The sequence below is a fragment of the Psychroflexus montanilacus genome (assembly GCF_020164535.1).
Lineage (GTDB): Bacteria > Bacteroidota > Bacteroidia > Flavobacteriales > Flavobacteriaceae > Psychroflexus > Psychroflexus montanilacus.
On record NZ_JAIQZC010000004.1, the window covers coordinates 337,234 to 350,292 of the forward strand.

At 36.4% G+C, this 13,059-nt stretch carries 11 protein-coding genes; 1 reads left to right on the forward strand and 10 read right to left on the reverse strand.

The window, feature by feature from the left end; genetic code table 11:
* Positions 1 to 34: 34 nt before the first annotated feature.
* The 10 genes from mnmG to LB454_RS12600 form a co-directional block, all read right to left on the reverse strand.
* Positions 35 to 1,906 carry a tRNA uridine-5-carboxymethylaminomethyl(34) synthesis enzyme MnmG gene (gene mnmG / locus LB454_RS12555; RefSeq protein WP_224465022.1) on the reverse strand — a complete coding sequence of 624 codons (1,872 nt, stop codon included), beginning with the start codon at positions 1,904 to 1,906 and terminating at the stop codon, positions 35 to 37.
* 5 nt (positions 1,907 to 1,911) lie between these two features.
* On the reverse strand, positions 1,912 to 2,343 hold the full coding sequence (ybeY, locus tag LB454_RS12560) for an rRNA maturation RNase YbeY (RefSeq protein WP_224465023.1): 432 nt from the start codon (positions 2,341 to 2,343) through the stop codon (positions 1,912 to 1,914).
* On the reverse strand, positions 2,327 to 5,722 hold the full coding sequence (locus LB454_RS12565; protein ID WP_224465024.1) for a hypothetical protein: 3,396 nt from the start codon (positions 5,720 to 5,722) through the stop codon (positions 2,327 to 2,329). Before LB454_RS12565 ends, ybeY begins: the two co-directional genes overlap by 17 nt.
* Positions 5,723 to 5,933: 211 nt before the next feature.
* Positions 5,934 to 6,347 (reverse strand): PH domain-containing protein, encoded by a 414-nt coding sequence (locus LB454_RS12570; protein WP_224465025.1) that lies wholly within the window; start codon positions 6,345 to 6,347, stop codon positions 5,934 to 5,936.
* A gap of 189 nt (positions 6,348 to 6,536) precedes the next feature.
* Positions 6,537 to 7,163, reverse strand: a complete 627-nt coding sequence (locus LB454_RS12575; protein WP_224465026.1) for a hypothetical protein — start codon at positions 7,161 to 7,163, stop codon at positions 6,537 to 6,539.
* 161 nt (positions 7,164 to 7,324) lie between these two features.
* A complete protein-coding gene (locus LB454_RS12580) occupies positions 7,325 to 7,624 on the reverse strand; it encodes a hypothetical protein (RefSeq protein ID WP_224465027.1) in 300 nt (99 codons plus the stop codon).
* A gap of 154 nt (positions 7,625 to 7,778) precedes the next feature.
* Positions 7,779 to 8,375: a DUF6630 family protein gene (locus LB454_RS12585; protein WP_224465028.1), complete on the reverse strand. Its 597-nt coding sequence runs from the start codon at positions 8,373 to 8,375 to the stop codon at positions 7,779 to 7,781.
* 96 nt (positions 8,376 to 8,471) lie between these two features.
* Positions 8,472 to 9,668 (reverse strand): DNA cytosine methyltransferase, encoded by a 1,197-nt coding sequence (locus LB454_RS12590; RefSeq protein ID WP_224465029.1) that lies wholly within the window; start codon positions 9,666 to 9,668, stop codon positions 8,472 to 8,474.
* Positions 9,665 to 10,840 (reverse strand): HNH endonuclease, encoded by a 1,176-nt coding sequence (locus tag LB454_RS12595; RefSeq protein ID WP_224465030.1) that lies wholly within the window; start codon positions 10,838 to 10,840, stop codon positions 9,665 to 9,667. The genes LB454_RS12590 and LB454_RS12595 overlap by 4 nt, the downstream gene beginning before the upstream one ends.
* A 141-nt stretch (positions 10,841 to 10,981) precedes the next feature.
* The gene (locus tag LB454_RS12600; protein WP_224465031.1) at positions 10,982 to 11,359 is read right to left on the reverse strand and encodes a hypothetical protein; all 378 of its coding nucleotides are present in this window, start codon (positions 11,357 to 11,359) and stop codon (positions 10,982 to 10,984) included.
* A 155-nt stretch (positions 11,360 to 11,514) separates the two neighbouring features.
* Here LB454_RS12600 and gltX point away from each other — a divergent pair, with 155 nt between their 5' ends.
* Positions 11,515 to 13,032 carry a glutamate--tRNA ligase gene (gltX, locus tag LB454_RS12605; protein WP_224465032.1) on the forward strand — a complete coding sequence of 506 codons (1,518 nt, stop codon included), beginning with the start codon at positions 11,515 to 11,517 and terminating at the stop codon, positions 13,030 to 13,032.
* Positions 13,033 to 13,059: the final 27 nt, after the last annotated feature.

Below are 13,059 nucleotides of genomic sequence, written 5' to 3' on the forward strand. Positions count from 1 at the left end.
TGAATAATCCATACGCATTGTTCCACGTGGAACATTATCTTCCCATATGTACTAAAAGTACGGATACATCACTAGGATTCACCCCACTCACTCTTGAAGCCTGGGATACTGTTCTTGGCTTTATTTTGGTAAGTTTTTCACGGGCTTCAAACGACATTGATTTTAAAAGTGAATAATCAAAATGCTCAGGAATTTTGACGTTCTCTAGTCGATTCAATTTATCTGCATTTAGTTTTTCTTTTTCTATATAGCCAGCATATTTTACCTGCACTTCTACCTGTTCTAAAACTTCATTATCAAGTTCGTGTTTTTTAATAAAAGATTCAACGCTTTCCAATTTTCGCATGTCCTCCATGGTGATATTCGGTCTTGCAAATATTTTAAATAGCTTTCCCTGTTGATCGACTTTAGCTGAATTGTTTTCTTCCAGAATTGGATTGATTTCATCTGTCGTGACACTTTTATTTTTGAAAAATTCTACAAATGCGTCCGATTTCTTTTTCTTGTCTTCCATCAATTTCATGCGATCAGCACTTGCCAATCCAATATCAAACGCTTTAGCCGTCAATCTAAAATCTGCATTATCTTGTCTCAATAAAGTCCTATATTCTGCTCTGGAGGTAAACATTCTGTAAGGTTCCTCCGTTCCTTTTGTGATAAGGTCATCAATTAAAACGCCGATATACGCTTCACTTCTTGAAAGTGTAAATTCATCTTTTTCTTGAACTTTCAAAGCTGCATTAATTCCAGCCATTAAGCCTTGAGAAGCGGCTTCTTCGTATCCTGTAGTTCCGTTGATTTGTCCGGCAAAATATAGACCATCTACCAGTTTAGTTTCAAGTGTATGTCTTAATTGTGTTGGTGGAAAATAATCATATTCAATGGCATACCCAGGTCTAAAGAATTTCACGTTTTCAAATCCAGCACACTGTTTTAAAGCTTTGTATTGAATATCCTCTGGTAAAGATGTTGAAAATCCGTTCACGTAATATTCCACCGTGTTCCAGCCTTCAGGTTCTACAAACATTTGGTGTCTGTCTTTATCTGCAAACCGATGTATTTTATCCTCAATACTTGGACAGTATCTCGGCCCTGTACTCTTTATGGCTCCATTAAACATAGGAGATCGATCAAAACCTTCTTTCAGTAATTCATGAACTTCTGGAGATGTATAACTCATCCAGCAACTTCTTTGTTTTTCCAAAGGTTTGGTTTCTCTAGAATAGGAAAACTTCCATGGCTCTTCATCTCCTGGCTGTTCTATCATTTTAGAAAAATCCAGTGATCTTCCGTCTACTCTTGGAGGTGTTCCTGTTTTCATTCGCCCTGCTTCAAAACCTATATCTTCAAGTTCTTTCGTAATTCCAAAAGAAGCGCGTTCTCCTGCTCTTCCACCGCCGAAGTTCTTATCTCCAATATGAATTAAGCCATTTAGAAATGTTCCGTTGGTGAGGATTACGGTCTTTGCTTTTATCTCTAAACCTAAAGAAGTTTTAACGCCTTTGATTTTATTATTTTCAACGATAAGACCCGACACCATTTCCTGGTAAAAATCAAGGTTTTTAGTTTGCTCAAGTCGTTCTCTCCAATGTTGTGAAAACAGCATTCTGTCGCTTTGCACACGTGGACTCCACATTGCAGGTCCTTTTGATTTGTTCAGCATCTTAAACTGAATAGCGCTTGTATCAGATACCAGTCCGCTATATCCTCCAAGAGCATCGATTTCTCTTAAAATTTGTCCTTTTGCAATACCGCCCATAGCTGGATTACAAGACATTTGCGCGATGTTTTGCAAATTCATGGTCACAAGCAGAGTGCTGCTTCCCATATTTGCTGCTGCTGCTGCTGCCTCGCTTCCTGCGTGACCAGCTCCTACTACAATAACATCATATCTATCTTTAAACATAACTTCTATTTTTGTTCCACGTGGAACAATTCCATTTTTTTAGTTTCTAAAGCTCTCATTTCAGCTTTTAATTTTTCTGTAGAATCTCCGTAGCCACAGCAATGTAAAACGCCATGAACTAAAACTCTTCTCAATTCATCTTTAAATTTTACTTTAAAGTCTTTAGCGTTTTCCTTCACACGATCTATGCTGATATAAATTTCAGCTGAAATTAAATCCTCTTCAGAATAATCAAAAGTGATAATATCTGTAAAGGTATCGTGATCCAGATACCTTTGATTCATGAATAACAAATCCTCATCGCTGCAAAAAATATAGTTCACTTCTCCAGCTTCCATACCTTCGCTTTTAATAACGGATTCCAACCATTTTGAATGCTTCTTCTTATGAGCTAATTCAAAATCAGTTTTACTATAAAAATTAATTGGATTTTCCATCGAAGTAAATATTAATCAGCTTTTTATATTCCGGCTGCAAAGGTAATTGTTGTCGGTTTAAAATCTCAGTTGTGTTAAAATATTCTTTAGCCTTTTCCTCCCACTTAGAAGATGGAGCATTGACTTCCTTTTTACGCGTTTCTGCCTCGCGTTCTTCATCCTGGCCTTGTTGATTGGCCGCTTTATCGAGTTTAAGCAATTGGTGGTTCACATCTTCCATCTGTTTTAATAAATCACTACTAAAACCTTTCATCAACAATTCCTGTTCGAGCTTATCCAAACTTTTATTGAGTTCGTTGGCATTATCTTCCAAGCCGAGCTCTCTAATTCTATCCTCCAATTGGTTTCTCAACTTCTGCTGTTGTTTATAGATTTGATAAATCTCGCCACTCATTTGTTCTTGCTGTCCCCTGCTTCCTTCTTGTTTCCCCCCTTCTTTTTCTCCATCACTTCCATTGCTACCATCTTCTCCTTGCTTGCCTTGTTCTCCTTCTTTACCTTCTCCCTGTTCACCAGATTCTCCTTGTTCAGGTTGTTTACCATCTTCACCGTCTCCTTTCTGCATTTGTTCCTTTAGCTCTTCATGAGATTTGATGATATCCGATAATTGTTCTCCAGGCTTTCCACTACCAGGTTTGGGTTTTCCTGACCCTGAACCATTCATTTGTTCCTGCATTTGGTCTAATGCATCGTCCAGCATGTTGGACAATTCGTTGGCATACATCATGGTGTATTGTTGACTGCTTGTCCCTTTTCGGGTATCATTTTCTGCGAGTCTTTCCAAAGACTTCTCAATATTGAAATTGATATCCGAAATTGTATTATTTACCGTTTCCTGTATCATTGGTGTTCGCATGGCGAGTGCATATAGACTATCATCTACATGCTTAAAGTTCTCTCTCAATTCCGATTGCATCCTTAGCTTTCGAGCGTAAGAAGGATTGGAGTTGGAAATGTCTTTGAATTCATCCATGAGTCCTTCTTGTTCTTTGGAGAAGATGACCAGATTATCCAAAATCTGCCTTAGCATTTCGGCATCTTCAGAAGCCTGCTCCATGCTGGAGGATGACATAGAATCTTTCATTTTTTTAGAAAGCGATTTCATCTTTTCGGAAGCGTCTTTTTGCTTTTGCTTCCCGTCACTTTTGCTGGATTCTTTCTCCTCAGCATCTCCATCTTCAGATTCTGAAGATTCAAGTTTATCTTTAGCCTCCTCCTGGTCCTGATCGATTTCTTCGCTCAATTCTTCATCGCTGCCAAGTTCCATTGGTGCCTTTAAGCCTTCATTTTTATCATTGAGCTTCTCTAATTCTTCTTTGATGTTATCAAATTTTTCATTGATGTCTTCCTGAGCTTCAGAAGAATTTTCATCAGATTCTGATAAATCTTCCTGTTCTTTGGCCAGATTTTCTATTTCCTCGGCAAGCTTTTCAGCCTTTTTTTCCACATAAAAACGCTTGGTCAATTCCAAAAGCTGCTCCAGATTTTTCTCCTGCTTTTCAGATTCTCGATCGTATGCATCTAATTTATCATTCAATTCTTCCTGGCTGATTTCGTCTTTCAACTTCTCCAGTTCCTCGAGCATTTTTTGATTCTTCTCTATTTGCTCCTGGTTTTTTTCCAGTCGGTTTTCCAGGTTTTCTTTTTCCTGATTCTGCTCTTCCGCATCCAATTTTTTGAAATCTTCCTTCAGCCGTTCGCTATAATTTTTCATCATTTCCATCTGCTGCTTTTGGCGCTGAATGAAATTATCGAGTTTTTGCTTTTCGGTATAATCCAGGTTTCTTTCTTTCTTTTGCTTGTTTTGAAGATCTTTTATCTCTTTAGAGTTTTCTTTGCGCTGCTGTAATTCTTCAGAAAGTTTTTCAACGGAGGTGTTTTGTCTTTTCAAATTTTCAGAAGATTCTTCCAAATCTGTTTTTTTACGGTAAGTAAACACATCAGATTTGGTGGACTTTCTACCGTTCACTGCATCATTATCAAAGACTTCAAAGTAGTATTGATACTCAGTTCCAGGCTTTAGTTCCAGGTCCTCATTAGGGAAAGCATAAGAAAATTCAGAGTAATTTCCTTTTGATAACCCAAGTGATTTTATGGTTTTATCTTCTTGATTATCAGTAGTATAGTAGACTAATTGTAACTTGGTTAATCCGTAATCATCGGTCAATTTTCCGAAGAAATAAGACTGTTCTGTAAGCAAACTATCTTTCTTTTGTTCCAGTTTCAGCTTCGGAAATTCATCTTTCACGACTTCTATGGAATAGCTAAGAACATCGTAGTTGTTGAAGTTAGAATTGGAGGTAGAAATCGAGTAGTTTTTGGTTTTCTTCTGAATTTGTTTCAAGGTAAATTCAGAGTCTTCGACAGCAAACTTTAAAGTATCGACATCACTTAAAAATTCGACTTGGTCTGTCGTTTCCGTAGAGATAATCCATTCAATTTGTGTTCCTTCAGGGACTGAAACGTTACCTGTTCCCGAAATTGATTTGTCGCTTTGGTTGATATAGTTGGGATAATTCAAATTCATCTGCATGTCCTTCATCACAGGAATATCCAAAGCATTGAGTTCATAGGTTGGAGAAGTCACTTTGTTGGCTTTCAACCGAAACTTTTTGGCTTCAGACACATTTTTGAAAGTATAGCTGTAAATACCGTTGGACTCCTGAAGCCTAATCTTTTCCCCATCTACAGAAATAAAAACATCTTCAGGCTTTACCTCGCCCAGTGTTTGCACGTTCAGCTGAAAAGATTGTCCTTTTTTGGCATCGAGATTTTTATTCAGAATAGAAAATTGAAAAGGCGCCGGTGCCTCATAAGCTGTATTGTAATTTAGAACACGTTGGTAGCTGTAAGAAAAGGAGTCTCCAAAACCTGACACCCAAATGGCCAGCAGGACCAAAACGGGAATCACTAAAAAGCGCAGATACTTGACATTTTGTTTAAAATCAATTGCCAACTGAAACGGTACACTTTTAAGCGCTTTGGATTTTTGCTCTATGCTTGCAAGGACCAGTTCGTCGTCCGCTCCCTGAGCTTTGAGTTGCAGGATATTTTTAAGTTTATCGCTGACTTCAGGAAAGTGACTGCCGATTTGGGAAGAAGCTTCATTATAATCAATCCCTTTTGAGAGCTTGAACAACTGACTGGCTGGCACCAAAATCAACTTGAAAAACAATAAAGCTTCCGCCGCTATTATCGTCCAGAACAAAAGCGTCCTCACCCCAGAATCGAACCAGAGGAAGTATTCCAGAGCAGCCCCAAAAATAAAAAGCAACAGGCTGAACCCAAAAAACAACAAGGCTCCTTTGATCAAAAGGTTGGTGTAGAACTTTTGGATAAAACGCTCTAATTTGTCTTCTATGATTTTATAATGCTGCATACTCTTTTCAACTGACTTTAATATAACACGCTAAGGTATTAATTAACCTGCTTATTTATAAAGACTTGTGAATTTTTAACGGTCTGCAAAGCTTTGTGTGAGAGGATTGGAACGGGTATTTTTGGTAGTCTACAAGTTAGACCTCACAGGTCTCAAAGACCTGTGAGGTCTGTACGGACTAAAGTAGTCGACTTTTAGACATTTTTATTTTTCAGTCGTTTGCCTCTTCAGTGATTTTGATGTCTCCATTGAGTTCCAGAAGCTTTTTTATAAAAGCATCGTTGGTGCTGGGGCTTATGTAAATTTCATCGTAGCGGTTATATTTTATGATGAGCCCTTTCCTGGAAGTAGCTGGTCGATAACCAACCCAAAGCGTTTTTCCTTTTATAACTTCAGTAATGCTATTTATGTTTACCCTTCCCATAAGCGGTCCACATCTGTATACCAGTCCCCTTGCTTGGGTTAGTTCGTAACTAGTTCCGTAGTAAATCCAGAACAGAATACCAACAAGACCTAAAACAAAGACCAATAACACATATTCACCAGAGCTCACATCTCCGCCAAGTAAACGAAAAATGACTATTCCCAGAAGAAGCGCATTACTTCCTAAAATTATATTCCCCACCAGAAGGTCTTTTTTACTTTTGAATTTTATGGTATTCCAGATATGTGAATAAATATGGTATTTAAATTTCGACTCAACTTTTTAATGATTGTCACTGATTTTTGAGCAATATAATTTGTAGAAGTTTAGGATTTTTAAAAGCTTGTATTGACTTAACAATCAACTTTCTCAAGTGCTATTAATTGTGTTTTATTTAAAAAATTTTTCAGCATCCTCCAAAATTTGATGTTTACTATGTTCACCTAAAAAATAATAAAACTTACCATCAGGTTTAATAAATAGATAATTTCCATATCTAACTTCGAAAGGAAAAAAAAGATGTTTTATTAAATTCTCTTTATCTGCTATCCAATTTATTCTTTTTTGTTGGTTGTATTCAAGGTTATCAGATTCAGGTGAGTGTATCCAAAATTGACAAATATTTTCAATCTTGTGTAGTTTTTTTAAGTAACCTTTTTGTAAAAGATTCCACCTTGATTTTGAGTTTGTACTTTCATCCTTTTTCGGATATGCAGTTAGGTAGTTAATTACAATGTTTTGGGTAGAGTCAATTTCTCTATTCGTTAATTCATATAAGTAGGATTTCAAATTCTCAAAAGTATTTTTTTCAAGTTGCCCGAATTTTTTTCGAGTTACTAAAACACCTATTTGAGTTGTATCGTTTTCAAAATACAAGTCTAAATTTTTAGAATAATCTTTTGTTTCAATAAAATTTTGTTCATTTATTTTTTGTCCACTTTCATTATAGAAAACTATTGGTTTTTCTTGCCCGAAGGTCAAGCAAGTAAAAAGGATAAACAGGACTTTCAATTTCATGATTTTATATTCAATTAAGTTGTTTGCTATTTAATCTCAAGTATTTTAAAGCAAGATTTAAGGCACTTACTTATATATTTACCTTAACTTTATTAAGTTACATTATCTTCATTTTTAAGCAGTAGGTCCGCATTGGCTAATATAGATGTAGGCAAAGTTTTTCAAAAGGTATTTTCTGTCCAACCCAATATATTGAAATGAAGGTTTTTATTTAGCTCATCAAATAATCTGTTGAAATAAATTAAAAGTGCGATAAACTCTTTTCTTCCTTGTTTGAAGGCGATGATAATGTCGTAAATGTTAGCTTCAACTGTTATTGGTTTGTTTTTAGCTTGTACAAATCTCTTTTCAATGTGCTTGTTGAAATTTCGTTCAATTTTTCCCCAAGGAAAGTCTTGATCATCTAAGAATTCGACAATCGAGGGAATGAATAGTCTTAAATTTTCTTTTACTAAGTTCATTTTAGCATGTTGCACAACGTTTCTCTAATATGACCAGTAACGTGCAAAAAAACATTAAATTTTTCTTTCAATTACAAACTTAGAAAATAAAATTCGAACCTTTTTATTCAGCCTAAACTCGAGCTATTGCTTATAGCTATTGTTGGCTTTAGTTTTAATATTCAGTTATTTTGTTTCCAGTCAAATTTGCAAGTTTGGAAATCTTTTTAAAATTATCTTCTTTAATTAGTGCTGTGACATAACTATCGCTATCAATATAGAGATTGACCAACGTAAATCCATTTACCTTCAGAAATTTGTTATAGAAAGTCAATTTGCCACCAGCATCCAAATTTTTTCTGTCTTGTGCAGAAGCAATATTTGGAAGTTCATAACCTTTTTTCTCAGCTAAAACCTCAATGACACCAAGTATTTCTTTCTCTGGCTGTTTCCAATCAATTTCCCAAATGTAGTGTCCGAAGTGTAGGTTATCAATTAATAGAAACCAATAAATATTATTTTTTAAACCATCGGTCGTTCCTCTGGATTTCTGGTATTTTTGATTTTTGGTGTCGTAATAATACCATCCATCTGAAAACACCGTGCTAGGATCTTTTTTATATGTTTTAAATTTTGATTTTAGTGAATTTATTTGTTCTTCATCATTATTCTCAATGATGGATTTTGCTAAGTTGATATATATCTTCTTAGAATCAGATTGTTTTGACGTTAAAATCATAATTATTAAAAATGTATAACTGATGAATTTCATATTTCTAAATTAAAGCCAACGGTTTAGCTATGAGCAGTAGCGTCCCGCAGGGCGCTATTGCTTATAGGTTTTGTTGGCAAACGTTTTTTTACTTTTTTATAATATTTTTTTTATTTCTTGAGCAATTGCAAAAGCAAGTTTTGGTGGTACAGCATTACCCACCTGAGTAAATTGTCGTGCAGTTGATCCAGTGAAAATATAATCATCTGGAAAAGTTTGAATTTTAGCAGATTCTCTTACTGATAATGTCCTTGGTGAAAATGGATGAAGATGAGACCGTCCACCACCTTTTGTTCCTCCAGCTATAACCGTTTTTGAAGGTAAAAAAGGATTTAATCTATCAACTCGTCCAAGTTTATCCCTTCCCCCATAATCAAGTTCCATATATCGCAAAACAGAACTCGCTGTGTGTTTTCGCGTTTCATGGTTCTGAAGTAGATTGAAATCAGAATTAAAAACATCTATACAAGGTGTTTGAAAAATGGAACTTAATGGATAATTAAATTCTTTCTTAGATAATGTTCCAACCACAAAAATTCTATTTCTGTTTTGAGGAACGCCAAAGTAAGATGCGTTTAATACTCTCGGATTAACCACTTTGTAACCTGACTTGGTTAATTTTTTTATTGCTTCTGCTAATTGTTTTCCATCATCTAAATCTTTCAAACCTGGAACATTTTCAATTACGAATGCTTTCGGCTTGAATTGTTGAATAAGCCAAACAAAGTCAAATAAAAGGTTGCCTTTTTCCATATCATCAAATCCTAATCGCTTAAAGTTTTCATCTCCTTTCTTGAATCTTTGATTGGATGCAATGCTAAATGGTTGACAAGGAGGGCCTCCATGAAAAACACCATCAAAGTTTTCTTTTAATCCTACGATTGATTTTAATTGTTCCGCAATTTCTTCTTTGTTTGAAATATCTCCTTTGAAGTTTGGAGGGCCAATCACTGGTCGGTCAGGATTATTAAGTCTAAGTGTGTTACAGAATAACTCTGTATTTTCAACAGAAGCTATTGTTTTAAATCCAGCATACTCAAAGCCCAAATCCATTCCTCCTGCACCAGTGAAAAAGCTTACTGCTGGTATTTGACTTTCATGATTTTTCAAATCCTCAATTGACCGATTTCTTTCTTCAAGTTTAAAGCCATTTACATAATTACGGTATCGCAAATTATCATAGGATAGACCTTTTTGGATTAGTAAGTCTGATAGATGAATATCCTTTTTACGGGATTCTTCTAAAAGTCGTAATTGTTCATTTATGCTCAATTTTTGGGCTAATTCTATCATGCTACAATTCTTTTTTTAGCAATTTCGTAAACTTCTAGTGCTTGTGTTTTATTTTTAAAATCTTCTAGCTTTTCTTTTCTCAAAAACTGATTGTAAAATAAATGAACACTCCTATGACAATTTGGACACAAACCGACAACGTCAGTAAGTGAAGTGCCTTTAGAAGTGATTCCAAGCGATGACGACAGTGGAAGAACGTGATGCACTTCTATTAGGTTTTTAGTCCAAGGATATCTTTCTTGGGTGTTATATGTACACATATTGCAAACTGGTTCAGGATTTGCCTCCAAAAACATTTTTCTAAGAATAGGGCTTCTTTCAATTTTTAAATGTGTAACTCTTGACCTCTTTCCTTCAATGAAAATTTCGTCATTTGGCTGTTCTCGGGGATGTACTTTGATAGCTCTTAGCTCACCAGAAAGGCTTGTAAGAGCCAAAAAGTCTTCAGCTCTAATTGATTTCGGTTTTATGTAATTTGGATTAACTAATTCCTTAAACTCATTATAGTCATAGTAATCCGCTAAACTCACATCAAGTATTAGAGTTTTTTTATGCCATTTTAATAGACTTATTTGGCTCATAAAAATCAACATTTCTCTGACCTGTCTAGTCTCATCCCCTTTAGGATTGTAAGATTTGGGTTTGAGATTTTTGTAATGGGTGATATCCTCTGTTCCGTTTACATTATTGGCAATTAGATATGTAAATACATCTTCCAAAGTCAATGTGCTTCCTATGCCTGATATGAGCCTTGAAAAAATTAATTTTAATATCGCACAGAATGGATAGATTTCAGGGTCACTTGGGTTATAGTCCTGAAAAGCAGGGAAAGGGAACCGAAATCTAGGAATATATTGAAAAAGGTAATCATCAACGTCTTGAATTTTTCCATCATGACTTGCTATTTCATTGCAAAAGTCTGTACAAGTTAATTTGTCGTCTATCGTTGTAGCTAAAAAACTACACTCAAATACTCTTTTGTAATTTCTCCAAACTCGATATGAATTCGGTGCAAAAGGCATACTTGTAGCTAATTCCAAAGGAAGTCGAAGCGGGTCTGGATTATCTCTAAGGGACACACCCTCTAGAGTTTGAAGCGTACTTGACATCAGTTTCAATATGTTGAAATCAAAATACAGTAACCTTCCTTGATCCCATCTCCATTTTGTCATGTGAACTTTTTTTTTGCTAAGATACTTTGTTGTCTTCTGAGTATCTATTCTTCGTTACTTTTTTAATGTTTGCCAACTACTATCTATCCTCAAATATAGATAACTTTTTAGAATAAAAATAAACCCGTACAAGCATAGGTGTCATTCTTTTTTCCTCCTAAAGCTCAACCTAGCCTTTGCCGTTCCTTCATCAGTCGTGTCCAGATACAGCTCATAGCCTTTTGGCAGATGAATCGTTTCAGTGGTGCCAGGATCCACGTCTTGGGTTTTGAGGTTGTTTTGACCTTTTTGTTGCGTTCTCACAGCAAATCTTAAGTTTCCAATATTTTCTACTAGCACAAGGCAGTCCTCACCTTCAAAAGGATTGTTAGCCGCATCCTGGCCAGGACCTTTGCCGGTGATGCTCATGCTCTGGGAAGGTTTGAGTTCAAATTCTACCTGAGCTGTGGTGTCTTCAACGCTGAAAAGGCTTATCACACCGCAAAGCAATAAGGTGGTCACTAATTTATGAATTGTCATAGCATATCGTTTTGATCGTCAGCGCTTAAGGGCTCAGACAAACTAAAGATACGTTTTTATTTGATTGGTCATTGCTTCCAAGATCAATTCGCCTTAACCGGGATTTCCTTAGTGGTGAACATCAATATATTTTATCTTTGTGAAAAAACAGACAAATGGATACGAACGTAAGAGTAAGATTTGCCCCAAGTCCCACCGGACCTTTACACATTGGTGGCGTAAGAACTGCTTTATATAATTACTTGTTTGCCAAAAAACACGGCGGCGACTTCCTGTTAAGAATTGAAGATACCGATCAAACCCGTTTTGTAGAAGGCGCTGAGGAGTACATCAAAGAAAGCCTGGACTGGTGTGGAATTTCTTACGACGAGGGTCCCGAAAAACCTGGCGACTGCGGTCCGTACCGACAAAGTGAACGCAAGGATATTTATGCTGAATACGTTGACAAACTTATTGATAATGGCCGTGCTTACTATGCGTTTGATACCGAAGAAGAGTTAGATGCCAAGCGAAAAGAGGCAGAAAACCAGGGCACCAAATTTAGTTACGGTCCCAAAAACAGAGACTCGCTCAACAACTCACTCAGTTTATCTTCAGATGAACTTCAAAAGAAGTTAGCTGAAAGCGATGATTATGTGATTCGGTTTAAAACGGAAGCGCATAAAACCTTAGAACTTCACGATGAGATAAGAGGCTATATTGAAGTGGATACTGAAGTTCTGGATGATAAGATTTTATTCAAAAGTGATGGCATGCCGACTTACCATTTGGCGAATATTGTAGATGACCATTTGATGCGCATCACCCACGTGATTCGTGGTGAAGAATGGTTGCCTTCCCTGCCGCTTCACGTGTCGTTATACGAAGCATTTGGCTGGGAGGTACCAAAATTTGCGCATTTACCCTTGATTTTAAAACCCAGCGGAAAAGGAAAGCTGAGCAAGCGAGACGGCGATCAGTTAGGTTTTCCAGTGTTTCCACTGGAATGGAAAGATCCTAAAACAGGGAATGTTTCAGCGGGTTATCGCGAAGAAGGCTACTTGCCGGAAACTTTAACCAACATGCTGGCCCTTCTTGGCTGGAATGATGGCACCGATCAGGAATTTTTCTCTTTGGAAGACATGACTCAAAAATTCGAATTATCGCGCGTGCATAAATCCGGAGCTAAATTTGATCCTGAAAAGACAGACTGGTTCCAACATCATTATTTACAGGAACAGCCTGTTGGCGATTTGGTCGATGAATTCCTTCCTATTCTTGCTCAAAAAGAGATTTATCCTGAAAAAGTTTACGTAGAAGAGGTTGTAAAAACCATAAGAGAACGAGCGACGTTTGTTTCAGAATTCTGGGAGCTGTCCTTTTTCTACTTTGAAGCACCAAAGAAATTTGATGAAAAATCAGCCAAAAAAGCCTGGAAAAAAGATTCTGAAGAATGGATGCGTGCTTTGATTGGAAAATTACAAAGTTTGGAAGAGTTCTCCCAAGCCCACATTCAGGCAGAAGTAAAAGACTGGATCAACACTCAGGAGCTTGGTTTTGGAAAAATCATGCAGCCACTCAGGCTTTCACTAGTTGGAGCGATGCGTGGTCCGGATGTATTCCATATCGCTTCCTGCATTGGTAAAGCTGAAACGATTTCCAGATTAAATTTTGCGATAGAAGAATTATCCTAATTTTTTAAAATAATTATCTGAAATACT

What these genes read in the sequence shown, in the direction of transcription:
- mnmG (WP_224465022.1), bottom strand. Translation starts at nt 1,906, where the DNA reads ATGTTTAAAGATAGATATGATGTTATTGTAGTAGGAGCTGGTCACGCA.
- LB454_RS12575 (WP_224465026.1), bottom strand. Translation starts at nt 7,163, where the DNA reads ATGAAATTGAAAGTCCTGTTTATCCTTTTTACTTGCTTGACCTTCGGG.
- LB454_RS12585 (WP_224465028.1), bottom strand. Translation starts at nt 8,375, where the DNA reads ATGAAATTCATCAGTTATACATTTTTAATAATTATGATTTTAACGTCA.
- LB454_RS12565 (WP_224465024.1), bottom strand. Translation starts at nt 5,722, where the DNA reads ATGCAGCATTATAAAATCATAGAAGACAAATTAGAGCGTTTTATCCAA.
- gltX (WP_224465032.1), top strand. Translation starts at nt 11,515, where the DNA reads ATGGATACGAACGTAAGAGTAAGATTTGCCCCAAGTCCCACCGGACCT.
- LB454_RS12600 (WP_224465031.1), bottom strand. Translation starts at nt 11,359, where the DNA reads ATGACAATTCATAAATTAGTGACCACCTTATTGCTTTGCGGTGTGATA.
- LB454_RS12580 (WP_224465027.1), bottom strand. Translation starts at nt 7,624, where the DNA reads ATGAACTTAGTAAAAGAAAATTTAAGACTATTCATTCCCTCGATTGTC.
- LB454_RS12595 (WP_224465030.1), bottom strand. Translation starts at nt 10,840, where the DNA reads ATGACAAAATGGAGATGGGATCAAGGAAGGTTACTGTATTTTGATTTC.
- ybeY (WP_224465023.1), bottom strand. Translation starts at nt 2,343, where the DNA reads ATGGAAAATCCAATTAATTTTTATAGTAAAACTGATTTTGAATTAGCT.
- LB454_RS12590 (WP_224465029.1), bottom strand. Translation starts at nt 9,668, where the DNA reads ATGATAGAATTAGCCCAAAAATTGAGCATAAATGAACAATTACGACTT.